The organism is Paenibacillus pectinilyticus (genome assembly GCF_001700435.1).
GTDB classification, from domain to species: domain Bacteria; phylum Bacillota; class Bacilli; order Paenibacillales; family NBRC-103111; genus Paenibacillus_E; species Paenibacillus_E pectinilyticus.
This window is the reverse complement of the sequence record NZ_LYPC01000028.1, coordinates 557,267-583,508: the sequence shown is the minus strand read 5'-3', so window position 1 is coordinate 583,508 and position 26,242 is coordinate 557,267. Positions and strand designations below refer to the sequence as shown.

Below are 26,242 nucleotides of genomic sequence, written 5' to 3'. Positions count from 1 at the left end.
AGAAAAACTGGCTTCGCAAGCATACACTTATCGAATAGTAACTTTAGACAAATCGGCTCCCATGCCTTTGAGCGAAGCATAGGTCAGTTTATCCATGACTGCGCCGTCAAAGCAGATGGTTTTGAAAGCACGGTAATACTTATTCGTCAATGAGAAGAACGCTTGAAAAGATACATTCTTGAGTACAGCGCCTCTAAATGAAACGTCGTTTACTGCTGATTTATCAAACTTAACGCCGATAAAGGTTTGCCCGTCAAAACGCACCCCGCTCAGGTCGGAATATTCGAAGTCCACGCCGTCAAAGATACAACCATCGAAAATTGTCTTTCTAAGGTCGATCTTACTTATCGTGACATCGGACAGTTTGGCACCTGTGAATTTGGCTCCTTCCATACCCGAAACGCTGAAATTGGTGCGTACCAGGATCGACTCATGGAAGCTTACATTCGTAAGGTCAGTTGCTGTTAAAGTACAGTCCGTCAGATTGGCGCCGTCGAAATTGGCTTCACGTAAATCACTGCTCTTAAACGAACTACCAGTCAAGTCAGCGCCGGCAAAGTCGGCACCGCGTAATGCGCTAGCATTGAATTGACCTTTATGAGCTCTAACACCTGCAAAGTCGCTCATAGCCAGGTTGCTCGCGCTAAAGTTGGTCACAACTTGCCGTTCCAGCGAGCGGGAGAGGTTGGCGACTTCCAAGATCGTTTGTTCGATGTCGCCGATGCTCTCAATGGTCATACTAAACGCGGTTTCATCGTCTTTGCCCTCGGATTTGAGTTCACGATAACGCTCCTGCAAATCGGAGTGCAGGTCTGCCTTTAATTCAGTAACGCTTTTTACCCCATCGTATGGTGTGAAAACACCGTTCAAATAGTTCGTCAATTTCGGATTCATCATATCAATCTCTCCCTTATAATAAATTTTCTAGTACGCGCTTGGAGTACTCCCAATTGCTTTTGTTGCGTTCGTAGGCACCTTTGCCTTTTTCAGTAATCCTAAAATATTTCCGACGTCCGCCTTGAGATTCATCGCCCCAATACCACTCGATATCGCCGTCTGTCTCAAGCCGCCGGACGCTGGAGTACATCGTGGCTTCCTTTAATTCATATTCGCCGCCAGAGCGCTCGGCAATCAATTTGACTATCTCGTACCCATAGCGGTCAGCTTCAGACAAGAGCCGTAGTATCATCGTATCGGTATGTCCGCGCAGTAGGTCGGATGTAATTTTGTTTTCGCTCATATCATCACCTCGCACCTTTATAATACGATACAGTACTATGACTGTCAAGGTACTATTTCGAATAAAATACTTTGTTTGAAAAAATAGGTGTTATTCCTTACGATATCTAACTTGGAAAGGCTCATTGCGCTATAAGCCAGCAGAGAAAAAGCAGCCAACCATGGCTGCTTTTTCTCAATCATACCTACCATGGAATCGAAAATCGGTGGCGTGTACGTTTCCAATTCAACGTCCCCGTTAATAAGAGTGAAATGAAATAGAGAAGCAAAGAACAGACGATTGATATGATTACGCACGATACCTGCGGCTTATCGAGGCTGACCAGATAGATATAGGTCCAGTGCCCACCTATCACCATCAGCATGGTACAGATCCCAACTTTGAGATAGGGACGAATATGCAAATAAAATCCGATCGAGCTTGAGATGGAAGAGAAATTCAGCAGTGTTTGTATCACAATGCCGATACCGATGCCGAACGCAACGCCAATAATGCCAAATTGACTGCCGAACACGAATATCGCCACCACCTTGAATACGGTGGCTATGATGTAATTCCACAGCGTGGCTTTCGCACGGCCAAGCCCGATCAGTATGGCATGAAGTGGAGCTTCGAAATAATGCAGGAAGAACATTGGGGCTAGTATTTTCAACAGCAATCCTGCGTCTGGTGCCTTATAGATAAGCGTCATTAGCGGAGTTGCCCACTCGTACAGAATAATGGTTGCTGGTGCGCCGATCAGGAGTCCTAGGATCATGGCTTGATTCATCCGTTCATGTATGAGCAGACTATTCTTATTCGCCGCCGCCTCGCCAATCGCAGGAATGAGAGCAGTGGACAAAGACTGCGTGATAAAGCTTGGCATAAACAACAGCGGAAACGTATAACCCGCCAGCATCCCGAATTGTTTGGTAGCTAACGCCGTACCGATGCCGGCCAGCGCTAGGCTGGTTGTAATCAGAAGTGGTTGGAAGGTGCTGTATAACGAATGAATGACACCGTGCCCGGTTGTCGGCAGCCCAATCTGCAGCAATTCGCCGAGTGTGCTTCTTCCTTGTTTCAGATGGCTTGCCCAAGTCTCGCCTGGCATTTTTGATTCACCGTATAACTTGTAACTGGTCACCAGGAATAGAAGGCTGATCGCTTCGCTGACAACAGAGGCAGCCATGGCGCCAGCAGCCGCATAAGCAACACCGTAAGGCAGCAAAAGGTGGACTAGCGCAAGTACACAAGCAATTTGCACGGTATGCTCCAGCACATCGGAGGCAGCAATGGTCTTCATCTGCTGCATGCCGCGGAAGTATCCCTTCAGTACGGCGGATACAGCGACAATCGGTGCGATCGGCGTAATTGCCAGCATCGCGTAATAAGCGCGTTGATCGCTTAGCAAAATGGATGCGATCCACTCAGATCCTAGTAACGAGATGGTGGTGAGCGCTACGCTTAGGAAGCCTGTAACAGCGATCGAAACATGCAGGATACGTCTCACCTTAATCCGTTCGCCGCGAGCGTGGGCCTCTGCAACCAATTTTGAAATGGCGACCGGCAATCCAAGTTCTGTAATCGTAATGACGAGCGGAACGAGCGGATGAGCCATCATCAAGATGCCAATCCCCTCTGCGCCCAGTACGCGAGCGATATACATGCCGCTGATGAAACCGAGTATACGGTTGATGAAAGCAGCGACGGACAAGACCAGCGTACCTCTCATGAACGATTGTCCGTGTTGTGACATGACTTGTATCCTCCCGTTTATCGAATACTTAAATGTATTCAAAAGTTGGAAAAGCATGCGAACAAACCTATGTCGAAGTCATTTTGGACATGAGTTGGTATATAGCCGTGAAGATCAGTTAAAATGAAAGCATCCATACAAGGAGGATTCTAAACATGTTTGAGACCGAATTAACACGCACTCTCAAAATTCGATACCCGATCTTCCAAGCGCCAATGGCGGGTGGGCCGACGACTCCTGACTTAGTAGCAGCTGTTTCAAATGCGGGTGGGCTAGGTAACGTAGGCGCTGGTTACTTAACGCCAGATCAACTCCGCAGCACGATACATGAAATCAAACAACGGACGGACCAGCCGTTTGGCGTTAACTTATTTGTAGGTGAGCAGCCCGTAGAGTCGGAAGAAGCAATCGCTCAAATGGCAAGTTACCTTGATACATATCGTTACAAACTTGGCCTTACTCCAAATCCATCGATCCTCAAGTACTCAGAATCGTTTGAGGAGCAAATGCAAGTCATCCTGGAAGAGAAAATCGCCGTATGTAGTTTCACATTTGGCATACCGCCGCAAGACATGATCCAAGCCATGAAACAACGTGGCATAGTCGTAATAGGAACAGCAACAACCGTTGAGGAAGCTATACAAGTGGAGGCATCAGGCTTAGATGCTATAGTGGCTCAGGGAAGTGAAGCGGGAGGGCACCGCGGTACATTCTTGAATAACGGGTCTGACGCGCTGATCGGCACCATGGCTCTTGTTCCTCAAATGGTGGATCGTGTATCGATACCTGTGATCGCATCGGGAGGCATTATGGATGGACGGGGGCTCGTAGCAAGCCTCGCGTTAGGAGCTGCCGCAGTACAAATGGGTACTGCGTTTCTGGCGAGCCCCGAAAGTGGCGCGCATACCACCTATAAGCAGAAGATCCTTTCAGCTCATGAGGATTCCACTGCAATCACAATCGCATACTCGGGCAAACCAGCGCGAGGCATTCGAACAACATTTATGAAGGACATGCAGCAGTATCCCGGAACGATTCCTGCCTACCCGATCCAACATACAATGACGAAAGACATCCGTCAGGCTTCCGCCAAAGCAAATAATCCCGAGTACATGTCCCTCTGGGCAGGTCAAGGTCTGCGGCTAGCCAACGACCACGCTGCCGCTGCAATCGTCAAACAAACCATCGATCAAGCGAATATGCTGATCCAAAAGATGAGTAAGTGAGGCAATTGGGCAGTCCGCCATCATCCCTAGTTGACTTGGAGTTAACTCGAGAGAGTATGATACATAAGAAACGAAAAGTGGAAAGCGAGGAACAATCAAATGGACTATGTGAAACTTGGGAATACAGGCTTGGATGTATCGCGGATTTGTCTGGGGTGTATGAGCTTTGGTGTAGCTGAGCGGTGGACGCATCCTTGGGTGCTTAATGAAGAGAATTCGCGACCTATTATAAAAAAAGCGCTGGATCTTGGTATCAATTTTTTTGATACGGCGAATATTTATTCAGATGGAACAAGCGAGGAAATAGTTGGACGAGCTCTGAAGGCGTATGCGAATCGAGATGAGATTGTCCTCGCGACCAAAGTTCATTTCCGTATGCATCATGGACCTAATGGTGCTGGCCTTTCCCGGAAAGCCATCATGAGCGAAATTGATAAGAGTCTTACGAGACTGGGAACGGATTATGTAGACCTGTATCAAATCCATCGCTGGGATTACAATACGCCTATCGAAGAAACGATGGAAGCTTTGCATGATGTCGTGAAGGCTGGGAAAGCAAGATACATTGGCGCTTCGGCGATGTACGCATGGCAGTTCCAAAAGGCCTTATATACAGCTGAGAAAAATGGATGGACCCGGTTCGTAGCGATGCAGAATCATTTAAACCTCATTTACCGTGAAGAGGAGCGGGAGATGATGCCGCTTTGTAAAGATCAGAAAATCGGCGTCATTCCCTACAGTCCGCTGGCATCAGGAAGATTAGCGCGTGATTGGTCAGAAACGACCCATCGTTCTGAAACGGATCAAGCTCAGAAATCGAAATATGATGCATCTGCACCCATGGATCGCTTGATTGTAGATCGACTTGCAGCAATCGCAGAGCAACGCTCCGTTTCTCGTGCGCAGATCGCACTTGCGTGGCTGTTGCAGAAAGAACCTGTCACATCACCGATTATCGGCGTTACCAACATCTCTCAGCTGGAAGAATCGGTAGATGCTCTTTCGGTTACGTTAACGACTGAAGAAATAGCATACCTAGAGGAGCTTTATGTTCCACATCGGGTAGTGGGTGCGCTTTAAATTCTTATGTTTAAACGAATGTATATAACTATGTGTATCGGGTCATAATAGTATGTATTGCGTAACCATATGAGAAACAAACTATTTACCGGATAATGTTCGAATTAAAAATGTATCCATATTGGAATTAAAATTGATGAAGTATTGCCTGCAATAGAATGAATTTCTCCTTTCAGAAAAACGCAAGAACGAAGAAGCTGTGATCAATTCATGATCTGGCTTCTTTTTTGTTAACCGCCCTTAAGTACAAGCAATCTGAGATAATTATGATAAAATGAAATGAATAAATGTACATACCAATAAGGAATGGAAAGGATGATTTCAGATGGGAAAATTGACACCTTATCTTTCAACGGAGGATGCGCGATCTCAGGCTGCGTTTTATGTGGAAGCGCTCGGCGGTGAGATCTTGTCCGTCATGACGCATGAACAGCTAATGGGGGCACAACATCAGTATAAGGACAAAGTTATGCATTTAAGCATGGTGGTTGCTGGTGGTAATGCCATCTTCATGTCGGATTCATTTGAACCGTTTACGCGAGGTCCTGGCCTCTCATTAAGTATTGCGTACAACACGGAAGATGAAGCTACTGAAGCATTCGCGAAGCTTGCTGTAGGCGGTCATGTGAAATATCCGATAGCCCAGCAACCTTTTGGGATGTTCTTCGGGGAGCTAGTCGATCAATATGGTGTAACCTGGATGATTACGGCTGAACCTGTGGTGGGTTAGTGTAGGATTGAATTAAACTTTTCTTATTTTACCACGGGTAAATTCTTGCTTGTGCCGCTGCATCGTGCGAAAATAGGTGATGGACAAACCATACTTATTCACACACAAGAGGAGTTAATTTACATCATGTTGCACTTGAGTTGGGAAATGATGATCTTCGTTATCGTCGGTGGATTTCTTGCTGCGTATGTGGATTCGGTCGTAGGTGGAGGCGGACTCATTTCGGTGCCGGTGCTACTTGCTACAGGATTACCACCTGCGCTTGCTTTAGGTACGAATAAATTAGCGGGGACCATGTCATCGCTGACAAGCACAATTTCCTTCATGCGAACGGGGAATGTGGATCTCAAAGCTGTCCGTGGACTGTTCGTGCTTTCCTTGGCAGGAGCCGTATGCGGGGTATTCGTGCTGCGCCAAATTCCTTCCGATTTTCTAAAACCACTAGTCGTGGTGATGCTTGTTATGATTACGATTTATACGATATTCCGCAAAAATTGGGGAGATATCTCGACCTTCAGTAAGTACTCGGCGAGGACTGCTTTCCTGATGGGCTGTGCAGCGTTCGTTCTGGGTTTCTATGACGGGTTCTTCGGACCAGGGACAGGCTCATTTCTAATTTTCGTTTTCCTCATGGTTGGCTTCGACTTCGTCAAAGCGGCTGGCAACTCGAAGATACTCAATTTTGGCAGCAACATTGCAAGTTTAATCACGTTCATGGCACTAGGCTCCATCGATTACTGGATCGGGCTCCCGATGGGGATCGCCATGGTATGCGGTGCTTTCCTCGGCTCTCGTATGGCAATTCGTAAGGGATCGGCGTATGTGCGGCCGCTTTTTATCACGGTGTGTGTGCTGCTGGTGGGCAAGCAGATTTGGGGTTTCATTTAGGGAGCGGGACATATTCACATTGCGAATTGACCGCTGGTTATGATACTATTTTAGCAGAGTGCAAATTGAAGGAGGTGAAGGTAGGATGAATCGAGAGTTCGTAAACAACCGTGTGAGCCAGTTACCCATCGCGATGGCTGGCATCGTTCATGCAGAAATCAAAGACGCGAGAGGTCTGTCCATTTATGCGCATACGTTTGTACAACTCACGAAAAGACGCCTACCTTAACCCTCTACGGAAATCATCCGGAAGGTCGTAGGAATTTTTCCTGCGGCCTTTTTGGTATACCCAGATGCTTGAGGCCAGGGTCTTCATATCCAAGGAGGATCCTTTACTATGTTAATTATTAATGGTCAAAATATAAAAAAATTCCACGGCGCCCAGCTCGTACTGGACGACGTTACGTTTGAAGTGCATCAAGGCGAACGAGTCGGTCTTGTGGGGCGAAACGGCAGTGGCAAGTCAACGCTGCTGCGTCTGATTGCCAAGATGGAGAAGCCCGATGAGGGGCTGTTGACGGTGCGAAAAGATACAGGGATCGGGTATTTGGCCCAAATCCCCACTGCTTGGGAAAGCTTCACGGTCTATGCTGTGCTGGCTGCGAGCTTTGAGGAGCTGCTTGCATGCCGCGATACGATGCGGGATCTCGAAGTGCAAATGTCGGGCCCTTCGGTGATGAACGACGAGAAGCAGTTGGAGCAATTGCTGAAGCGGTACGCTCAACTGCAAGAACGATTTGAACGAGAAGGTGGCTACGAGCTGGATGCACGCATCGATCAGGTGGTGAATGGGCTGAGCATCCCGAAGACCTTCTATGAGCGGAACTTCAACTCCTTGTCCGGGGGAGAAAAGACAAAGATTACCTTAGCTTCCCAGCTTATAGGCAAACCGGACCTGCTCCTGCTGGATGAGCCGACGAATCATCTAGATTTGGCTGGCGTGGAGTGGCTGGAGGATTATCTCAAGCATTACGATGGCGCTTGTATCATCGTCTCGCATGATCGTTATTTTCTGGATCTGGTTGTTACGAAAATTGTGGAGTTGGAAGACGGTGAGTCCACAACGTATCATTCTGCCTATACAGGCTATGTAAAAGAGAAGGAAGTGCGTTTACTTCAGCAATTTGCCGATTACCAGGAGCAGCAGAAGGCCATCAAAAAGATGAAAGAGACGATCAAGCAGTTGATCGAATGGGGGCGTATTGGCGGGAATGAGAAGTTCTTCCGCCGAGCGTTTTCCATGCAGAAGGCGCTGGATCGAATGGAAAAGCTTAAACGGCCCGTGCTGGATCCGAAAGCGGCTGATTTTGATCTGAAGCCGGAGGACCGTTCCGGCCGGAGGGTGCTGCGCTTCGAGAATGTCACGAAGCGCTACGGTGACAAAGCGCTGCTCACGCAGGCGAGTGCCTCGCTGGAATACGGCGAGAAGGTCATGCTCGTCGGGCATAACGGCTCGGGGAAGACGACCCTGCTCAAAATGCTGCTCGGCGAAGTACAGCCTGACGGCGGCGAACTCGAGCTCGGTGCTCGCGTCGACATCGGTTATCTGGCGCAGCAGGCCTATCCAGCGGATGATAAGAAATCCGTATTGGCGTATTTCTGCGAGGAGGCCAAGATGGAAGAAGGCGAAGCACGAGGACGGCTTGCGGCTTACTTATTTTATGGCGCGGATGTGTTCAAGGCAGTGAGTTCGCTCTCTGGCGGCGAATGGACGCGATTACGCTTAGCCTTGCTTGTGCTGCGCAAGCCCAACTTGCTTATTCTGGATGAGCCGACGAATCATATGGACATCGCTTCGCGTGAGGCGCTGGAAGATGCGCTGGAGGAATTCCCCGGCACGGTGCTGGCGGTGACGCATGATCGGTATTTTATCAATCGGCTGGCGCGTAAAATATGGGAACTTGACCAGGGCAGAATTACCACGTATTTGGGTAATTTTGATGATTATAAAGCGAAGAGCGGCGAGCTCCGCGCGCGGGAAGATTTGCAGGCGGAGGTACGCCGGCTTGCGACGGATAAGACGAACGTGAAACAGCCCGCGAATGCCGAAGCTAAGCGGGGCAAGACAACGAAAGCGACTGCGTCCGGGAAGGCCGTTTTAGAGAAAGAGATCGCAAACGTGGAAGCGCTGTTGGCTGACTTGGACCAGCAGCTTCAAAGCGATAAGTTGGCAACTGCCGAGCTCACGGAGTTATGGAAGAAGCGGGAGGGTGTACAGGGACAGCTAGAGAACTTGTATAAGCAGTGGGTGCTAATGGAGGCGTAATTGAAATGCGTACCTACACCATATGGGCGTAAGCCTAAAAGTTGTATCTACTTATGGATAGTCTCGTCCTTATGTACGACTAGTGTCATAACATGGCGTTGAAAGGGAACGTGGATGCGCTAATTTGCCGAAATTGATTGATTTTCACACGAAGAGGAACTAGGGTGCGCTATTTGTCCAATTTGGTGTTTTTTTAGCGCTTTTCGGACAAATAGAGCACTAACGTTCCCCTAAACACTCTACTTCATATAAGTAGAGGAAAATAGTGCATGCTGGTTCCCTTTCCATCGTGCTTTCTATTAGGGGACACCGATCACCAAGCTGCCAAATCATCAGAGCAAACAACTAGTTCCAAATTTTATGCGATAATAGAGGATATATCCTTTATAGAGGCGAGGCTGGAACGTGCCAAAGAAGAAACTACTTTTCGCAATGACGTGGGTCACGTTAACGTTCTTATACTACCTGGCCTATGGAATGGTCAATCAGCTTTTGGATGTGAGGGAGAAAGGTTGGGATCTGTTTAACTCAACGGTCAGTTTACTGCCTTTGGTCCTATCACTTGCGATTACTTATGCCCTTATTCGTTCGTTAACTGTGCGACGATCGCATCAGATAGGGGGGATGATCATTCTCTCGCTGATATTGGCAGCTCCTACGAGCCTAGCGGCAAGCAAATTAATGGATCAACAGAGGAATCAAGTCGATCCGCAGACACTTGCGGATAATTTCCGCGCAAAGATCATTGACACCCAGGAGAGCGGGACAGCGACTACGCTGAATATCACGGAACTAACCAATTTTGCATGGGATAAGCTATATCTATTTGGGCCCTATACCTCACATACTCAGATCAATGAGCGGTTAGGCTATACGTGGACCCGAAATTCATTGCGCTTGTTAGATGATAGCTTGAGTCTGCTTGTCTTTGTTCGGGATGGCAAAGTCGTGCAATTTCTGGACCTAACAACGGGGATTCAGGGTGATTCGACCGCGTTCTATACGCCAGAACGGAGTGTCATCCAATTTTCTCAGATGCGCTCTGATAAGAACCAACCTTACATGCAATTATTAGAACGCAGCGAGTAGGATTCGTCACACAACAGGCCCCGTTTCGCCATCGTTCTGACATGGAGTCCATACACGGAGTATGATAAGCTAGAGGTACTTATAGAAGGAGGCGATTGCTGTGATACAAGTATTCCCGGCCAACACGCGCAACTCAACCGATTTGGGGTGGCTCACGAGCCACAAAAGCTTCTCATTCGGCGATTATTTTGATGAAGAGAATGTCAGTTTCGGTGTAATGCGTGTCTGCAATGACGATGATATCGCAGCAGGGCGGGGCTTTGGCCCACATCCCCATAGTGATATGGAGATTGTCAGCATCGTGCTCAGCGGAGCGATTAAGCATGAGGATAGCCTTGGCCATGTGGCCGTAACAGCGTCCAATGGTGTGCAGCGGATGTCCGCAGGCAGCGGCGTCATTCATGCCGAGTATAATGCATCGGAAACGGAACCGATGAGTTTATTTCAACTGTGGTTCATGCCAGAGAAACGCGGAATGGAGCCATCTTTTGAAAATGTAACCTACGAGCCGGAGGCCATGGTCAATCATCTGTTGCCCGTCGTAACACCGGAAGGCGGACCTCACATCGCCAAAATCCATCAAGACATGAGCATCTATCTCAGCAAGCTGGATGCGGGCAAAGAGCTTCACTTCGAGCAAGGCGAGAATCGCCGTATTTTTCTTATGCTGGTCAGCGGGAAATGCGCAGTAAATGATACTGTGCTGGAAACGAAGGATAGCGCTCGGATGCAAAATGAGTCAACGCTAAAGATTCAAGCGCTGGAAGATACACATTTCATGCTCATTGATTTGCCATAAAACCATAACGGAGAGATAGAGGAGGTTGCAGCGATGAAGGAAACTTTTCTGGTGAAGCATGCGGTTGGCGGTCGTGCATTTATCGATACGGGGAAGCACCCGGTGCCCTACACATGGGAGCAGCAAGGCGAGCAATGGTTGTTCAGCGTTCAGATGGATCAGCCCGAGCAGATTGCGGAGCTTTTGAAATGGAAAGATGAGCTTAATGTATTTGTTTTTCAGGAGTTTGAGAATGAGCCTACACGGAAATTATGGTTCTATGTCAGTGGTGATGGTGTTCAGTTTACCGAAGACAAAGGAGAGCTGACAATCGTCGCGACCTCCAATATCACCTACATTCCCGACCAGTTTAGTGCGCAATGATTGGAGCAACACAGATGAAAGTTCAGGATCAACAACTAGAGAAAGCCATCCCTTTTATACAAGATTGTTACACCGAATTAGGCAAAAGTCAGTCCCAAATCGACGCCCGGATTGCCGAGATCACGCAAGCGATTCACTTTAAAGGCACGTACGAGCACACCATGGAAGAGCTGATTCACGGTTCCAAAATGGCGTGGCGCAACAGCAACCGCTGTATCGGTCGCCTATTCTGGGAAACGCTTCGTGTGCACGATGCTCGTCATATCAAGACCGAAGACGAGATGGCTGAAGCATTGTTCCAGCATATCGAGGTAGCAACGAATGGTGGCAAAATCCGCCCCGTCATCACGATTTTCCCTGCTTCCCATGAGGGGAAGCCCGTGGTTCAGATCAAGAACGAGCAGCTTATTCGTTATGCAGGCTATGAGACTGAGGATGGCATCGTGGGCGATCCAGCTTCGCTCGGATTCACGAAGGAATGCCAAGCGCTTGGCTGGCAGGGCGCCGGCACGAATTTCGATGTGCTGCCGCTCATGATACAGGCAGGCGATCGAACGCCAAGGCTGTTCGAGGTTCCGAAGGCGCTCGTCCTGGAGGTCCCGATTACTCATCCGGACATACCTGAGTTCGACCAACTAGGTCTGCAATGGTATGCCGTGCCGATGGTCTCGAACATGTACCTCGAAATGGGCGGGCTTATTTATCCCGCGGCGCCATTCAATGGCTGGTACATGGGAACTGAGATCGGCGCGCGGAATTTTGCTGACGAGTCGAGATACAACATGCTGCCGCGCGTCGCGTCGCTCATGGGAATTGACACGCGTCGCGAGTCCTCCTTGTGGCGAGACAAAGCGTTGGTGGAGCTGAATGTCGCGGTTCTGCATTCGTTTCAGCAGCAAGGTGTTGCCATCGTCGATCATCACACTGCAGCGAAACAGTTTAAGCGGTTTGAAGACAACGAGGAAAAGAGCGGTCGCGACGTTACCGGCGATTGGACGTGGCTGATTCCACCGCTGTCCCCGGCGACGACGCACATTTTCCATCAGCATTATTCGAACGAAATGAAGCTGCCGAATTTCTTCTACCACAACAAGAAGCGTTAGTGTACGGTTAGCGAAAATAGAATGCATGTCACGAGAAGCCTCCCCACCTGCTCACGCGTTATGTGAGGGTAGGGGAGGCTTTTTGCTGCGTGCAGGCGAGGGCGTGGAAGTTGTGGAACGACGTCCCGTTCCATATCCCCACTTGGTTACATTTGGCGCTCACATGCTAACATAGTTTAATAGCAAAACTTACTGCAATGTAGTATGATGTGGCATGAATGAAAGCACTTACTCTAGTTGAAATGGGGAAACCGCTTGTGGCAGAAGGTGGTAAATTGGAACACGTTACGCAATCAGATGCTGGCTGGCTTCATTGCTGTCATGATCATTGTTCTGGTTTGTGCGGGGGCTATCACATTTAATTCGGTGTCCACGCTCCTGAATACGAAGGCGGAGACCCAGATGAAGCAAATCGCCAGCCAAGCTAATGGCAGACTCGAAGCGCTGATTACGCAGATTGATACGTTAACGCTGCAGGCTATCAATGATGTCTATCTGCAACAGCTATTTCTCTCATCGGTTCAAGGGAAAGATGTGACCTTCACCGATCGTCAGTCACTATTAAAAATCGCCAACCAAATTCAAGCCTATAGCGGCGTAAGCAGCGTTGAACTTTACACGACAGACTTTGCTCGGATGTTCCCGCTCGATGAACAGAGGCTAACCAATCGGGTAGAATCGAGCTGGATCGAGCAGGCGGATAAGGACAAAGGCAAGCTAGTATGGATCGGGAACGATCCGAAGGATCCGCAGTCGGTCTTAGCGATCCGCCGAATAAATTTAATCGATCGGTGGTTTTCGAACGGCGGATATTTGATGGTTAGCGTCAAACGAAGCTATTTTGATTTCCAGAGCGAGCTTCCCGATACAGGGCATCGCGAGTTGATGCTGCTTGCGGATAGTTCGGCAAAGCCAATTGTATCCGATGGTGAAGCCCTCGAGAATATCAGCGGGCTGATGCATACAGACGCGCAACAGGTAACGCTGGACCAAAAGCGGTACATTCTGGTGAAGCAGTTCTCGGAGCAGACGGGCTGGACGTTAATGATTTTGTACCCTGTGAGTGATATTACGGACGGGATTTCCGTATTGCGCTGGGCGATTATTGTCTCTGGGGCGATCGGGTTGGTCTTATTTATTATCCTGTCATTCTTCCTATCCTCGATGATTACGAGGCCGATCCTCCGGCTCATGCGAGCGATGAGAAATACAAGGCAAGGCGTATTAACGCCGAACCTGACGCATTCCTACACCACCGAGTTAAACGATTTGAACATGACCTATAATCAAATGGTGGATAACATTAACCGGCTGATTAAGCTCGTTTATGAGAAGGAAGTCATCCAAAGCCGAACCGAGCTGCAAGCGTTGCAAGCGCAGATTGATCCGCATTTTTTATATAACACGTTGGAAGCGTTGTACTGGTCCCTGCAGGAGAAAGACGAAGAAGAGCTCGCTGATCTTGTCGTGGCGATGTCCGATTTATTTCGCTATGTCATCGGCAATCCGAACAAGGATGAATGGGTGACAATGGGCGACGAGCTGGAGCATATTAAGCGGTATTTGAGCATTATGAGTGTGAGGTTTGGGTCGCGCCTTGTTTGGAAAATTGACAGTGAAGATGCCTACAGTCATGTGCATATTCCGAAGCTGTTGATCCAGCCTTTGGTAGAGAATGCTATTCTGCATGGCTTAGAAGGCAAGATCGGCGCGGGGCTTATCACGATTCGAGTGGAGCCATCCCCTATGGACACCGCAGAGCTGCGCGTTACGGTAAGTGACGATGGTCCCGGTATGAATGAACAAACGCTGCAAGCCATCCATGAAGCCATGGAGCAGGATGGCGGTGCTGGCCCTGCTGCACGCACTTCCGCAAGCGCGCCAACTGGCAAAGGAAAAGGCATGGCCATCTCCAATGTGCAGCGCCGTATTCAGCTGTATTACCCAGCATTGTCCGGCAGCTATCGCGGTTTATCGATCATCAGTGCGCTTGGACAAGGAACGAGTGTCAGCTTTGATATACCGATTCAGGCGGATGCCTTTGAAGCCAGTTTCGCTGGCGATAAACGTATAGGAGGATAAACGATGAATAACTCGGGGAAAACCATTCTTATCGTGGACGATGAACCGTTAACACGCGAAGGAATTCGTAAAACATTGGAATCCTGGTCGATCGGGCGTTATCAGATTTTGAGCGCGAGTAATGGCACGGAAGCACTTGAATTTTTAAGCACGCGACCTGTTCATCTCCTGATAACAGATATCCGTATGCCGGAGATTAGCGGTCTGCAAGTCGTGGAGGGCTCACGCAGTATCGGCAATAAGCCTGTAGCCATTATCATCTCGGGCCACCCCGATTTTCAATATGCGCAAACAGCGATCGAATTAGGTGTGGTTAACTATCTGCTGAAGCCAATTCAGAAAAGCAAGCTCTTAGAAGCCGTCGAGCAGGCGTTACGTATCGAAGAAGAGCGCGGTCGCGTGGAAACGATGGAGAAAATGGTGGATTCCCGCCTCATGCAAGCGAAAACCTCAGCCAAGAACTACAGTCCACCTGTTCAGCAAGCGGTGAATTATGTGGAAGAGCACCTGCAGGATCCGCTCGGGATGAGCGAGGTGGCAAGCCATATTCATCTGAATCCGAGCTATTTCAGTGCCCTTTTTAAAGAGCAGACAGGCTTCACCTTTAGCGAATATGTGACGAGAAGCCGAATCCAGAAGGCGAAAGAACTTCTTTTGCAAACAAGACTCACGATCGCGGATATTTCGGAACAAGTCGGTTACCAGACGTCGAAGTATTTCATTAAGCTGTTCAAAGAGTATGAAGGGACGAGCCCGAATCAATATCGGAAGAATACGATGGATGCCGATCATCCTATCGATACCTCAAAATAGTGGAACATTTCACGATGATCGTTACTCCCTGTAGCCTCTATGAAAGCGCTACAATAAAACACGTAGCACACAATTGATTGAGGGGGAAACAAGAGATGGTAAGAAAAACGCTTACATGGTCACTAACCACGATGCTTAGCCTTGGACTTGTTTTGACAGGATGTTCGAACTCTACAGATACAGCGAGCTCTACGACAGCAGCCAAAGAAACGGCAAAAGCAACCGAAGCGAGTACGACCCAACCCGCCAAAAAAGTAACAATCAAGATGATGCACCTCTGGCCTGCCGGCAACTCGGCAACGCAAAATAAAATTGTAAACGATATCATTAAAGAGTACCAAACGGCTAATCCAAATGTCACGATTGAGCAAGAAGTGCTGGAGAATGAACAGTACAAGAACAAAATGAAAGTGCTTTCCACGTCGAATGCGCTTCCAGATGTAGGCTTTACTTGGGCTGCAGGCTATATGGAGCCTTACGTAAAAGGTGACATGTTTGCTCCGCTAGACGATTTGCTGCAAGGTGATCTCAAAGATAAATTCGTCAAAGGCACAACGGATGCGTACGCATTTGGCGGCAAAACGTATGGTCTTCCTGTCGAATTGAACATCGTGCCGGTGTATTACAATAAAGCGATATTTGCGAAGTATAATCTTTCCCCGCCTAAGACGTATGATGAATTCAAGAATATTGTCAAAACGCTGAGCTCAAACGGAGTGGCGCCAATCGCACTCGGCAACAAAGACCGCTGGACGGGTTCGCTCTGGTACATGTACCTAGCTGACCGCATCGGTGGGCCTGAAACGTTGAAAAAAGCGATTGACCGCACAGGCTCCTTCAATAATCCGGACTTGATTCGCGCAGCGTCTGAAGTGACCAATCTTGTGGATATGAACGCCTTCAACAAAGGCTTCAACGGGCTTGGCAACGATGAAGGCAAAGCCGAATTCATGAATAGCAAAGCGGCCATGTACATGATGGGTACATGGGAATTACCGAACTACACGACGAACAAAGATGTGCCACAGACGTTCAAAGATCAAATCGGTTTCTTTAAATTCCCAACGGTAGAAGGCGGGAAAGGCAACATGGACAGCTGGGTTGGCGGGCCAGGCGTAGGCTTGTTCGTAGCTAACAACTCGAAGGTAAAAGAAGAGTCCAAGAAATTCGTCAGCTTCTTCGTTCAGAAGTGGGGCGAGCACGCAATTACAGAAGCAGGCGTTATTCCAGCTACCAAAGTAGATACATCCAAAGTGAAGCTGCCGCAAATGTACATCGACCTGTTGAATGAGTTAAATAAAGCGAGCAATATCACCCTGTTCGCCGATGTTCAAATGAAGCCTGCTTCCGCAGAAGTTCACCTGAATATGATTCAGGCGTTGTTCGGCAAAGCGGTGTCACCGGCCGATTTTGCGAAGAATCATGAGGATGCTCTGGCCAAGGAAGCCAAGTAACCTGACCGAATACGAACGATACGGGAAAGGACTTATCCCTGCTGAGAGATAAGTCCTTTCGTTGTATCGGTGTAAGAAAGGGGAGAGCCTGCGATGGATAAAGTCATGTCCAATAAATCCATGATTGCGATATATGTCATTCCCTCGTTATTTCTACTTCTAGCTTTAATCTATATGCCAATCGTCATGACAGGCTATTACGGGTTAATGAAGTGGGATGGCGTAGGCAAAATGAGCTTCATCGGTTTGCATAATTATACAGAATTGCTGCACGATAAATTGTTCTGGGGCAGCGCGAAGCATTCGTTCCTGCTGGCTATTTTCTCTACACTATCACTCGTTGTCTATCTGCTAGTCGCCCTAGTGCTATCCGCCAACATCCGCGGGGCTAACTTTTTCCGCAAAATCTATTTGATCCCTATGCTGCTTTCCTCCGTCGCTATCGCTCAATTATGGTTGAAAATATTCCACCCAACGAACGGGGTATTGAATCATATCCTGGCTTCGCTGGGGGTCACGCATACACCGGAATGGCTGTCCAATCCATCCATCGTTTTATATGCCATCTTCTTGCCGATCTTGTGGCAGTACGCCGGATTTTATATTTTGATCTACTATGCCGCTTTGAAAAATGTACCGACCTCGCTGATCGAAGCCGCGCGCATTGATGGGGCTAGTCCATGGCGCGTTGCCATCTCCATCCGTGTTCCGCTCATTGCCGAGGTAATGAAGGTAACCGTCGTGTTAGCAGTTGTAGGCTCGCTAAAATATTTCGACCTCATCTACGTGATGACGGGCGGCGGACCGAACGGGTCCAGTGAGGTTATGGCCTCCTACATGTACCGCAAGGCGTTCAAAGGCTACGATTTCGGCTATGCCAGCGCCATTGGCTTCTTCCTGCTCTTGATCTGTCTCGTTGTGACGTGGCTGATTCGCAAAGCGACAGCGTCCAAAGATGACATCCAATTCTCGTAATGAAAGGAGACTGTCGTTTCCATGCAAACTGAAACCATCCAACAACCGTCACAGGCGCTAACATTACGAAGCAAGCTTCCCGGGCAGATCGGTTATGGCGTGCTGTATATCGTGCTTACCATCGTCGCTGTGATTCAGATATTTCCACTCTTGTGGTTATTGCTATTCTCCTTGAAAAATAATGAAGAAATCTTCAACCTGGCTCCTTTCGCCTTTCCAGAGAAATTTCGCTGGGAAAATTACGAGAAGGTATGGACGCAGGGCCATATCAATAACTACTTTTTCAACAGTGTATGGATGACGTTAGTTTCTGTGGGCGTTACGGTACTGTTCGCAAGCTTGGTGACTTTCGCTTTGACTCGGATGAAATGGAAGCTGCAATCCTTCGTGCTCGGGCTGTTTATGGTGGGGCTGATGATTCCCGTGCATTCCACGCTCATTCCGCTGTTCAGTCTGTTTACGAAAATGCATCTAACTGACCACCCCTTGTCCATCATCTTGTCTTATATTGCTTTCAATTTGCCAATTACGATTATGATCATGCTTGGTTTCTATTACACACTGCCACGTGAAGTGGAGGAAGCTGCCGTTATGGATGGGTGCTCGGTGAACCGTATCTTCTTCAGCATCACGCTGCCGATGACGGCCTCTGTGTTATCTACCGCCGTGATCATTAACATGATCTACAATTGGAATGAGTTCATCTTCGTGAATACGTTTATTTCCTCGGAAAAGTACAAGACGTTAACCGTCGGTGTCCAAAACTTCGTCGGTCAATATACGACGGATTGGGGAGCGATTGGCGCTACCCTGATGATCAGTATTTTGCCAATCATGCTCGCCTTCATTTTATTAAGCAATCGCATTGTGGAAGGTATCGCGGCGGGTTCGGTGAAAGGATAATTGTATAAAAGGGGTCCCCGTGTATCGGGGATTTTTTGTCGTTCAATTACTTCGTCCGCAGACGCTTTATATCTTCGATTGGCGGAAAACCAAACATCCGGGAATACTCCCGACTGAATTGCGATGGACTTTCATAGCCGACATGGAATGCGACATCTGCAGCATCTGTTGATTCACTCAATAGCAGGCGCCGTGCTTCTTGCAGCCGCAGTTGCTTTTGGAACTGGATAGGGCTCATAGCGGTCACTTCTTTAAAGTGCCTATGCAGGGTAGCAACACTCATGTTTGCCGTTTCCGCAAGTTCCTCAATCCGAAAAGAGCTCGTATAGCTATTCTTGATATGTTCGATAACATCTCGGATCCGATAGGTAGAGCTTCCTTCTATGGCAAGTTGTTCAAGTGTACCCCCGTGCGGACCTTGCAGCACCCGATACAAAATTTCCCTTGTAAATAGAGGAGCGAGGACTGGGACATCTGCCGGGTTCTCTATTAAACGAGCTAATCGAATTACAGCATCCAGCATGGGTAACGCTATCGGACTGACATACATGGCTCGCTTGGCATTTTCTTGCTTGCTGACTCGAATTTCGGAATCATGTAACACCTCCAAAATTTGACTTGGCGTAAACTCAAGCGTGAGGGCCAAATACGGAACGTCCGGAGAGGCCTCGATAACTTGCCCGGTAACCGGTAGATCTACCGAAGCAATAAGGTAATCAGCGGGACTGTACCTGAAGCGCTCCTGTGACAGCCATACCTCCTTCGCACCCTGAACGATAATGCATAAGGAAGGCTTATAAATACTGTGCTTTGGACCGGTAGTATGAGATCGGCGAATAAAATATAACGATGGAACGGCAGTGACGTTAACACCTTCCTCTCCGGAGTAACGGTCGATAAGTTGGGTAAGCTCAGCCTGCTGCTTATATAGGTGTTCAGACATGTGATCCTCCTCGGGCTTCTTCTTTATCCTTGCATTATAATGTATCTTTAGCGGTCAGGTAAGTCGTGTGAGAGGATTAGGCAATCATATGCAACGAATTGGATATCGATTGTTTTCTTATTTGCCGCATAATAAGGATGAATGTAATGTGAAAGAACCAACAATATGACGTTAAGGAGAATACCAATTGTATACACGAGTAAAGAACCTTTTTGCCATCAAAGGATATCGTTTATTTGTCGTCTGTGTGCTGTTAGTCGGTACCGGAATTTCGATTACAATGCCGTATTTATCGCTGTATTTTACAGAAGACTTTGGGATGAGTACGGGAGCCTTTGGCTTTTTTACTGCGGTGAGCTCATTGAGCGGAGTGTTGATGAACTCGTTCATTGGTAAGCGTTCGGATAGCAAGTTGGACCGCAAATGGATTATAGTTGCAGCCACCGTTTCCTCTGCATTGGGGTACGCGTCATATATCGTATTTCATAACTTCTTCATGCTGCTAATTACGGTTAGTTTCTTTAGTGGATTGGGGGCTGCCGCGATGCCTCAAATTTATGCCTATGCTCAGGAGTCGGCGAATGAAAGCCAATCTGAAGACAAGACGTTTGCCATGTCAACCTTGCGTTCACTGGTATCCCTCGGATTTCTAGTAGGACCGTTGGTGGGAACCATCATTTTGGGAGCTGTTGGATTCAAGGGACTCTTTCTGTGGACTTCTGCCATTTTTCTTACAATTGCAACTCTGGTATTTGTATTCCTGCCTAATCGAAAATCGATACCAAAGAAGAAAGCAGGTACAGGTGATTCTTCTCTCAAAAACAGGAGGATCCTGTATCCCTTTATTGCCTTCATCTTTCTATTTGCGGTCAATGCCATTAACGGGATTAACACGCCCTTGTTTATTGTAAATGAGCTCCATGGTACGCATACGGATGTCGGCTTGGTTGTTAGTGTTTGTGCCGGTTTGGAGATCCCCATTATGTTAGTGTTGGGTGCTCTGGGCAGAAAAATATCAAACCATTCTTTGATGATCGGAGCCTGCTTTATCGCTATTATTTACTATCTTATTTTAAGTGCTTCTACCGGTGCCTGGCAGCTAATTGGTGCGCAGCTCTTACAGGCGATGTTTGTGGCTATTATCATGGGTAATGGGCTGAGCTACTTCACGAAGCTGCTTCCCGATTCACCAGGGCTGTCCTCAACCATCTATTACAATGGGTCCATTATTGGAAGGTTAGTGGGCAGCCTGGGCGGCGGGCTCGTTGCTCAGTTTATTGGATTTCGTCATGTATATCTGGTGTGTCTGGGCATTGTCATGATCTCGTTCTTGATCTTATGGAAAACGAGGCCTCAAGAAGATAAGGAAGCAGGCATAGGGGATTTGTAATCGTATGGAAGAAAGATTAGCTCTCATAATCGGTTGTCAAGAACATTGCCCGTTTACGATACAAACTTCAAAAAATGAACTAGGGGTTTTTATCTATGATGTTTACCCAAGACTCACTCACCTCCATATGAGGATGCCCGCTCAATGTGCGGGTTTTTTCCTTTTTAAGGGTCTTGTCTTATTTCGGCTTCTTTCTGTGCTTCTGGGATTATGAGGATGACAAATGATGTAAAAATATGACGATTAACTAGATAGATTTTGAAGAAATATAGTAGTACTTTACCTAAGTGTGTCTTAATCTGGGTGGAAATAACTAGTGTGATGGGACTATATATTTCAACCGTTAAATAAGTCGATCGGTATAGCAAGAGGAATAAAGAACTAATAGTCTATACCGAATTCGGGAAAAAACCTTCAGTTTAAGGTTTTTTTAAGGTCTTTAAAGATAGAGTGATAGAAGTTGAAATTAATTTGGTTAAGTTGGCTGTATGCCGGACTCGGACTGTGTCGAGTAATGTTAGCCTATGTGCATTTTTTATCTGTGAGAAAGGGGTGACATTGGATAGTGCAGTCTGATCATATAGGACACGCCATATAAATGCTTACTCGAATTTAGAAATGGAGGAAGAAAAATTGAAAATACGTACTGCAACCCTAATCATGTTCCGAGTATTTCTTTGTATAGCTCTTATGGTTTCGTTCTTCTCATTTGAAATCTTACCAATAGCAAAAGCAACTACCACCACTACTAAATGGGTTTCGTTTAAGAATGATAATTTCACAGGAGTAACATCAGGTCAAGCTTATAGCTTTAGCGGGACTAGTAAGGTTCCGAATGGAGCGGATTATCTCCGATTGACGAACTTAACGGACGGTGCGTTAGCCTTCTCACAACGTTCCGGCTCGTATGGTACGATCTTTAATCAACAACGCATTTATAATCAAAATAATTTTTCATTCAGCACTTATTTTTCGTTTAAGTTTTCTGGTGGAAGCTATACAGACCCGGGATTCTTTAACCCTCTGTACAATCCAAGTGGGAAACCCGGAGCTGACGGGATGGCTTTCGTCATTCAAACCTTGAGCAGCAATGCGGGTACGCCTGGCGGTGGAATGGGCTATTACGGAATTCAGCCTAGTTTTGCAGTGAAATTTGATACATATAAAAACCCCGACCTCGGTGACCCGAGCGATAATTATGTCGGTATTGATACAACGGGCACATTGCAAAATGTAGCCGGAAGGTATAGGAATTTATCTGATTTTCCTTCGTTAGGAATTATGAAGGCAGGCACTAATGTGTATCACGTTTGGATTGATTATGATGGCAACGCTGAAAATGTAAAAGTCTACATGAGCACGTCGAATGACCGGTCAACGGCTATTAAGGTGTTGGATGTAGGCAGTATTGATCTTTCAACGATCTTCCAGAATCAAAACTCGGTGTTTGCCGGTTTTACTGCTTCGACTGGGGGAGCTTGGGAAAATCAAGATTTACTGAGCTGGTATTTTACTAATAATCTGGATCCAATTAATTCAAATGATCCTACAACTGAGTACAAACAAGCGCCTACCAAAGTTACAGCCGATCCGACTGCAGATCCTCAGGATCCGTACGGTAAAACGGACATTACAATTACAGCTACGGATCCGACTGGCCAGCCTGTATCTGGCGTGCCGATTGATCTTCCCATCAATGGACCTTATCTGGATTTATTCGGCTTGCCGCTCTCTTCGCCTCCGCTTACTGGACCGGACGGAAAAGTCCATGTTATTTTGGACAACTCCAAAATACCACCAGGTACACCTTCGTTGGATATTGTCGCTGAAGGTGGAGCATATACGACGATTAGCGCTCCGTCTGCTCCAACAGGGCTTTCCTTTGTGTCACCGGATATGACGTCTTTGACCTGGAATTCCGTGACTGGAGCCACCTACTACAGCATTTATCATAATGGTAATTATATGGGAAGCACAGTGACCGGAACGACTTATAATCTTGGAGTTGTTGCCCCAGGAGTTTATACGGTCAAAGCAGTTACGGCTGGTTTCTCATCTCCAGCGTCATCACCAACGCAGGCGCAAATTACGCTGGATAGAAATACTTACATTCTTCCAGTAGGAGGCACTTATCAAACCGTATCGACAGTTGTGTACGGAACCTATTCGCCGATTGATATTACGAATGTCGCGCAGTTTAGTTCCACATTTACAAACATTGCGACGATCAGTCCTCATGGCTTGATTACGGCAGTCGCTCAGGGTACATCGGTTATTAATGTGGTTTATGGTTTGTTTACTAAGCAAGCAAATCTAACGGTAGTACCGCAAATTTCGAATGTGACAGCAAAAAATGTTACAAATACAAGTTTGACGTTAACCTGGCCGGTGACAACGCCTCCTGCGAGCAGTTACGATATTTATGATAATGGTGTTCTTGTGAGAACAGTAACCACCAATCAAGTGGATCTTTCGGGATATCCGACGAATTCCCATCACACTTATACAATTATTGCTAAAACAGGTGGACAGGAAATTGCTGAATCTCTGCCTTTTGACATCACTTTGACAGATCTATCAAATCTCTTTTTGGATGTAAACGGGTATACGCTTCTGGTGGGTGATACGCACCAAACGGTAGTCAATGCCGTGTATTCCGACCGCAGTATTAGAGATGTATCCACGAATGTAACCTATACGAGCTCTAATCCCGGTGTCATTACTGTAGATTCTCAAGGGAAGGTGACTGCCGTAGGTCCGGGCACTGCGACGATCACCATTACGTATAGTGGAAAGACCGTTACGGAAACGATTGTGGTTAATGCTGCCGAACCGCAATACAATGTTACGCTGACAACGCCTTTGGATTCGGTTGTCGGAGATGGTCATACACAAATTGAATTGATAGGCACCGTGACCTCTAAGGGTAGCGGTCAGCCAGTTTCCGGTGTGCCGATAACTTTTACATTCGGTCAGAACAATGCAAATAACCAAATCGTAAGTACGGACGCAAACGGCGTGGCTAGGATTCAATACACCGTCCCGGCCATTAACGGATTGGTGCCGGTATATGAGACAATTACTGCATCGGCTCAAGATCCAAATGGCGCGACGGCGCAAAAGTCAATTGAAATTCATTATATGCCTGCCTCCGTCAAGGGCGTATTGATCGATACGGCGACGAACAAACCAATTGCAGGCGCGGCCGTTTCAGTTTCGGCGGATTTCGACAGCGACGGAACTCCGGACTTTACCGCCCAAGTCGTCACAGGAACGGATGGCTCCTATCAAATTTTCGTGCCTCGCGGCGACTTTAACTATCAAATCAAAATTAACTATACAGCTCAAGTCGGCGGACGTACTGTACAAGTCAATACGACGCAGTCGGCTCCAGTCGGAACTTTGACGGGACTGGGAGAAAGCATCACTTCTCAGACCGAGATCAGCGGCCAACTATTGGTGGCAAGTCATGGTGGCTCTAATCCTCCGTCCGTAAACGATCTGTTTGGATCAGGGAACATCACGGCTGTCGTTACGGGTGGAAGCCTGAACCAGCACTCTTTCCCGCTTGATGCCAACGGAAACTTCATGGTCAGCAACGTAGCACCCGGCACTTACTCGATTTCTTATCAGGTGAAAGCTCCGGATAATACGATTTTAGCAGGTCCTTCCGTGCAGGTTACCGTTAATGAAAACGGGTCTGTCAGCTTTGTGAATTCCTTAATTGACCCTTACGGAATCGTGACAAATGAGAATGGGGCGCCTCTTCCGGGTACGACCATGACGTTGTACTACGCGAATACACCGCTGAACATCGCAAACCATCATACGCCGAATACGATTGTCACATTACCAGTGCTTCCTTCGTTCGCACCGAATCAGAATAACAATCCGCAGGTAACGGACAACAACGGTGCTTACGGTTGGATGGTGTACCCAGACACGGATTATTATATTATAGCTACCCATCCATATTATCCGGTGCCTTACAGTACGCTTTCAGCGAACGTGAATGTTCCAGCTGAGAATGGATCGGATAGCTACATTCAAAACGGAATCATTCATGTAGGCCAAACGATCGTTTCGTTCAGCTTTAGCATGCCAAGACCTTATTCCAATAGTTCATCTTCATCTGATGTAATTGGGAAACCAACGAATGTAGCTGCTACGCTGGGATCGAGCGGCTCGGATGCGACTATAACCTGGAATACTGTAGCGGGCGCAACATCCTATACCATTTATGATAATGGTAAGCCAATCGCAAGCGGCATTACTAACGCAAGCTATTTATTGTCAGGAATTACAGTAGGTCAAACACATGTCATTACCGTTACGGCTGTTAAGAATGGCATTGAGGGTCAGGCATCGGACAGCATAACGATCAATGTACCACAGAAGCTTCATGAAGGAGATAAAGGCAGCCATAAGAAATATATTGAAGGCTATCCGGACGAAACATTTAAGCCGTCAAGAAGTGTAAGCCGTCAAGAAGTGGCTGCGATGCTGTCCCGAGTGTATGAACTTCTCAAATCAGATTCAGAGCAATCCTCTTATTCTGATGTGAACAAGTTGAACTGGAGCTATGATGCGATAAATGCAGTAACTAAAGCAGGATTTATGAACGGCTACCCGGATGGAACCTTCCGTCCCGAACAACCGATTACTAGAGAAGAAGTTGCCGGGATAGCGGCACGCTTGAAGAAGCTGGAAGGACAGCAAGGAAAGGATGGTTTCAGCGATATTTCTGGCAGCTGGGCTAGAGATGCAATTAATTCTGCCAGAGCCGCGGGGATTTTGAGCGGCTACGCCGATGGGACATTCCTGCCTAAAGCGAACACCACCCGCGCCGAGATGGTCACAGTCATCAATCGTGTGACAAATCGCGGCCCGCTGAGCGGAGTTGCCACTCCTTCTTGGTCCGACGTAGGTTCCTACTATTGGGCTTACGAAGATATTGAAGAAGCTTCGACCGATCATCAGTACATTATCCATAACAATGCGGAAACTTTGCAAAAATAGTAGTTGATCGCAAAATTAAAGCAAGTCTGGTGCCGATGCGCACTGGCTTGCTTTTTTCTATGACTGACAATATGCTCCCACTAAATATTTGCATCATTGAGCCCACGGTAGACACTGAACAAACATGCACCAAAAAAGTCCCCT

The 26,242-nt window shown here is 47.5% G+C and carries 21 protein-coding genes; 17 read left to right on the top strand and 4 right to left on the bottom strand.

Annotated elements, in window-relative coordinates; genetic code table 11:
• Nucleotides 1–27 precede the first annotated feature (27 nt).
• The 3 genes from A8709_RS30285 to spoVB form a co-directional block, all read right to left on the bottom strand.
• Complete coding sequence (locus A8709_RS30285; RefSeq protein WP_065858767.1) at nucleotides 28–894, bottom strand: pentapeptide repeat-containing protein; 867 nt, start codon at nucleotides 892–894, stop codon at nucleotides 28–30.
• A gap of 16 nt (nucleotides 895–910) precedes the next feature.
• The gene (locus A8709_RS30280; RefSeq protein ID WP_065858266.1) at nucleotides 911–1,240 is read right to left on the bottom strand and encodes a PadR family transcriptional regulator; all 330 of its coding nucleotides are present in this window, start codon (nucleotides 1,238–1,240) and stop codon (nucleotides 911–913) included.
• 184 nt (nucleotides 1,241–1,424) lie between these two features.
• Entirely contained in the window at nucleotides 1,425–2,975 is a 1,551-nt protein-coding gene (gene spoVB / locus A8709_RS30275; RefSeq protein WP_065858264.1) for a stage V sporulation protein B, read from the bottom strand.
• A 155-nt stretch (nucleotides 2,976–3,130) separates the two neighbouring features.
• Between spoVB and A8709_RS30270 the strand changes: the two genes are divergently transcribed.
• The 15 genes from A8709_RS30270 (at nucleotide 3,131) to A8709_RS30200 (ending at nucleotide 18,746) form a co-directional block, all read left to right on the top strand.
• The gene (locus A8709_RS30270; protein WP_065858262.1) at nucleotides 3,131–4,201 is read left to right on the top strand and encodes an NAD(P)H-dependent flavin oxidoreductase; all 1,071 of its coding nucleotides are present in this window, start codon (nucleotides 3,131–3,133) and stop codon (nucleotides 4,199–4,201) included.
• A gap of 99 nt (nucleotides 4,202–4,300) precedes the next feature.
• Nucleotides 4,301–5,281, top strand: a complete 981-nt coding sequence (locus tag A8709_RS30265) for an aldo/keto reductase (protein WP_065858260.1) — start codon at nucleotides 4,301–4,303, stop codon at nucleotides 5,279–5,281.
• A gap of 325 nt (nucleotides 5,282–5,606) precedes the next feature.
• On the top strand, nucleotides 5,607–6,011 hold the full coding sequence (locus A8709_RS30260; protein WP_065858258.1) for a VOC family protein: 405 nt from the start codon (nucleotides 5,607–5,609) through the stop codon (nucleotides 6,009–6,011).
• A gap of 126 nt (nucleotides 6,012–6,137) precedes the next feature.
• Nucleotides 6,138–6,899, top strand: a complete 762-nt coding sequence (locus tag A8709_RS30255; protein WP_065858256.1) for a sulfite exporter TauE/SafE family protein — start codon at nucleotides 6,138–6,140, stop codon at nucleotides 6,897–6,899.
• Between the two features lie 85 nt (nucleotides 6,900–6,984).
• Complete coding sequence (locus A8709_RS34800) at nucleotides 6,985–7,128, top strand: hypothetical protein (RefSeq protein ID WP_167357211.1); 144 nt, start codon at nucleotides 6,985–6,987, stop codon at nucleotides 7,126–7,128.
• A 108-nt stretch (nucleotides 7,129–7,236) separates the two neighbouring features.
• Complete coding sequence (abc-f, locus tag A8709_RS30250; protein WP_065858254.1) at nucleotides 7,237–9,165, top strand: ribosomal protection-like ABC-F family protein; 1,929 nt, start codon at nucleotides 7,237–7,239, stop codon at nucleotides 9,163–9,165.
• Nucleotides 9,166–9,570: 405 nt separating this feature from the next.
• Nucleotides 9,571–10,254 (top strand): hypothetical protein, encoded by a 684-nt coding sequence (locus tag A8709_RS30240; protein WP_141692703.1) that lies wholly within the window; start codon nucleotides 9,571–9,573, stop codon nucleotides 10,252–10,254.
• Between the two features lie 100 nt (nucleotides 10,255–10,354).
• Nucleotides 10,355–11,053, top strand: coding sequence for a pirin family protein (locus tag A8709_RS30235; RefSeq protein ID WP_065858248.1), 699 nt, complete (start codon nucleotides 10,355–10,357; stop codon nucleotides 11,051–11,053).
• A 33-nt stretch (nucleotides 11,054–11,086) separates the two neighbouring features.
• Entirely contained in the window at nucleotides 11,087–11,416 is a 330-nt protein-coding gene (locus A8709_RS30230) for a hypothetical protein (RefSeq protein WP_065858246.1), read from the top strand.
• Between the two features lie 14 nt (nucleotides 11,417–11,430).
• Nucleotides 11,431–12,519 carry a nitric oxide synthase oxygenase gene (locus A8709_RS30225; RefSeq protein WP_065858244.1) on the top strand — a complete coding sequence of 363 codons (1,089 nt, stop codon included), beginning with the start codon at nucleotides 11,431–11,433 and terminating at the stop codon, nucleotides 12,517–12,519.
• 255 nt (nucleotides 12,520–12,774) lie between these two features.
• Nucleotides 12,775–14,601: a sensor histidine kinase gene (locus A8709_RS30220; protein WP_341833448.1), complete on the top strand. Its 1,827-nt coding sequence runs from the start codon at nucleotides 12,775–12,777 to the stop codon at nucleotides 14,599–14,601.
• A gap of 3 nt (nucleotides 14,602–14,604) precedes the next feature.
• Nucleotides 14,605–15,414 carry a response regulator transcription factor gene (locus tag A8709_RS30215; protein WP_065858242.1) on the top strand — a complete coding sequence of 270 codons (810 nt, stop codon included), beginning with the start codon at nucleotides 14,605–14,607 and terminating at the stop codon, nucleotides 15,412–15,414.
• A gap of 95 nt (nucleotides 15,415–15,509) precedes the next feature.
• On the top strand, nucleotides 15,510–16,868 hold the full coding sequence (locus A8709_RS30210; RefSeq protein WP_065858240.1) for an extracellular solute-binding protein: 1,359 nt from the start codon (nucleotides 15,510–15,512) through the stop codon (nucleotides 16,866–16,868).
• 93 nt (nucleotides 16,869–16,961) lie between these two features.
• On the top strand, nucleotides 16,962–17,843 hold the full coding sequence (locus A8709_RS30205; protein WP_065858238.1) for a carbohydrate ABC transporter permease: 882 nt from the start codon (nucleotides 16,962–16,964) through the stop codon (nucleotides 17,841–17,843).
• A 21-nt stretch (nucleotides 17,844–17,864) separates the two neighbouring features.
• Nucleotides 17,865–18,746 (top strand): carbohydrate ABC transporter permease, encoded by an 882-nt coding sequence (locus A8709_RS30200; protein WP_065858236.1) that lies wholly within the window; start codon nucleotides 17,865–17,867, stop codon nucleotides 18,744–18,746.
• A 46-nt stretch (nucleotides 18,747–18,792) separates the two neighbouring features.
• On the opposite strand, the gene A8709_RS30195 is transcribed toward A8709_RS30200, so the two are convergent.
• Complete coding sequence (locus tag A8709_RS30195) at nucleotides 18,793–19,689, bottom strand: AraC family transcriptional regulator (RefSeq protein WP_065858234.1); 897 nt, start codon at nucleotides 19,687–19,689, stop codon at nucleotides 18,793–18,795.
• Between the two features lie 187 nt (nucleotides 19,690–19,876).
• Between A8709_RS30195 and A8709_RS30190 the strand changes: the two genes are divergently transcribed.
• Together A8709_RS30190 and A8709_RS30180 are read left to right on the top strand one after the other, a co-directional pair.
• Nucleotides 19,877–21,079, top strand: a complete 1,203-nt coding sequence (locus A8709_RS30190) for a sugar efflux transporter (protein ID WP_065858232.1) — start codon at nucleotides 19,877–19,879, stop codon at nucleotides 21,077–21,079.
• Nucleotides 21,080–21,712: 633 nt separating this feature from the next.
• A complete protein-coding gene (locus A8709_RS30180; protein ID WP_065858227.1) occupies nucleotides 21,713–26,098 on the top strand; it encodes an S-layer homology domain-containing protein in 4,386 nt (1,461 codons plus the stop codon).
• Nucleotides 26,099–26,242: the final 144 nt, after the last annotated feature.

Coding starts and splice junctions, on each gene's coding strand:
- A8709_RS30285 (WP_065858767.1), bottom strand. CDS start 894: ATGAATCCGAAATTGACGAACTATTTGAACGGTGTTTTCACACCATAC.
- A8709_RS30260 (WP_065858258.1), top strand. CDS start 5,607: ATGGGAAAATTGACACCTTATCTTTCAACGGAGGATGCGCGATCTCAG.
- A8709_RS30225 (WP_065858244.1), top strand. CDS start 11,431: ATGAAAGTTCAGGATCAACAACTAGAGAAAGCCATCCCTTTTATACAA.
- A8709_RS30210 (WP_065858240.1), top strand. CDS start 15,510: ATGGTAAGAAAAACGCTTACATGGTCACTAACCACGATGCTTAGCCTT.
- abc-f (WP_065858254.1), top strand. CDS start 7,237: ATGTTAATTATTAATGGTCAAAATATAAAAAAATTCCACGGCGCCCAG.
- A8709_RS30255 (WP_065858256.1), top strand. CDS start 6,138: ATGTTGCACTTGAGTTGGGAAATGATGATCTTCGTTATCGTCGGTGGA.
- A8709_RS30205 (WP_065858238.1), top strand. CDS start 16,962: ATGGATAAAGTCATGTCCAATAAATCCATGATTGCGATATATGTCATT.
- A8709_RS30265 (WP_065858260.1), top strand. CDS start 4,301: ATGGACTATGTGAAACTTGGGAATACAGGCTTGGATGTATCGCGGATT.
- spoVB (WP_065858264.1), bottom strand. CDS start 2,975: ATGTCACAACACGGACAATCGTTCATGAGAGGTACGCTGGTCTTGTCC.
- A8709_RS30215 (WP_065858242.1), top strand. CDS start 14,605: ATGAATAACTCGGGGAAAACCATTCTTATCGTGGACGATGAACCGTTA.
- A8709_RS30280 (WP_065858266.1), bottom strand. CDS start 1,240: ATGAGCGAAAACAAAATTACATCCGACCTACTGCGCGGACATACCGAT.
- A8709_RS34800 (WP_167357211.1), top strand. CDS start 6,985: ATGAATCGAGAGTTCGTAAACAACCGTGTGAGCCAGTTACCCATCGCG.
- A8709_RS30195 (WP_065858234.1), bottom strand. CDS start 19,689: ATGTCTGAACACCTATATAAGCAGCAGGCTGAGCTTACCCAACTTATC.
- A8709_RS30270 (WP_065858262.1), top strand. CDS start 3,131: ATGTTTGAGACCGAATTAACACGCACTCTCAAAATTCGATACCCGATC.
- A8709_RS30230 (WP_065858246.1), top strand. CDS start 11,087: ATGAAGGAAACTTTTCTGGTGAAGCATGCGGTTGGCGGTCGTGCATTT.
- A8709_RS30200 (WP_065858236.1), top strand. CDS start 17,865: ATGCAAACTGAAACCATCCAACAACCGTCACAGGCGCTAACATTACGA.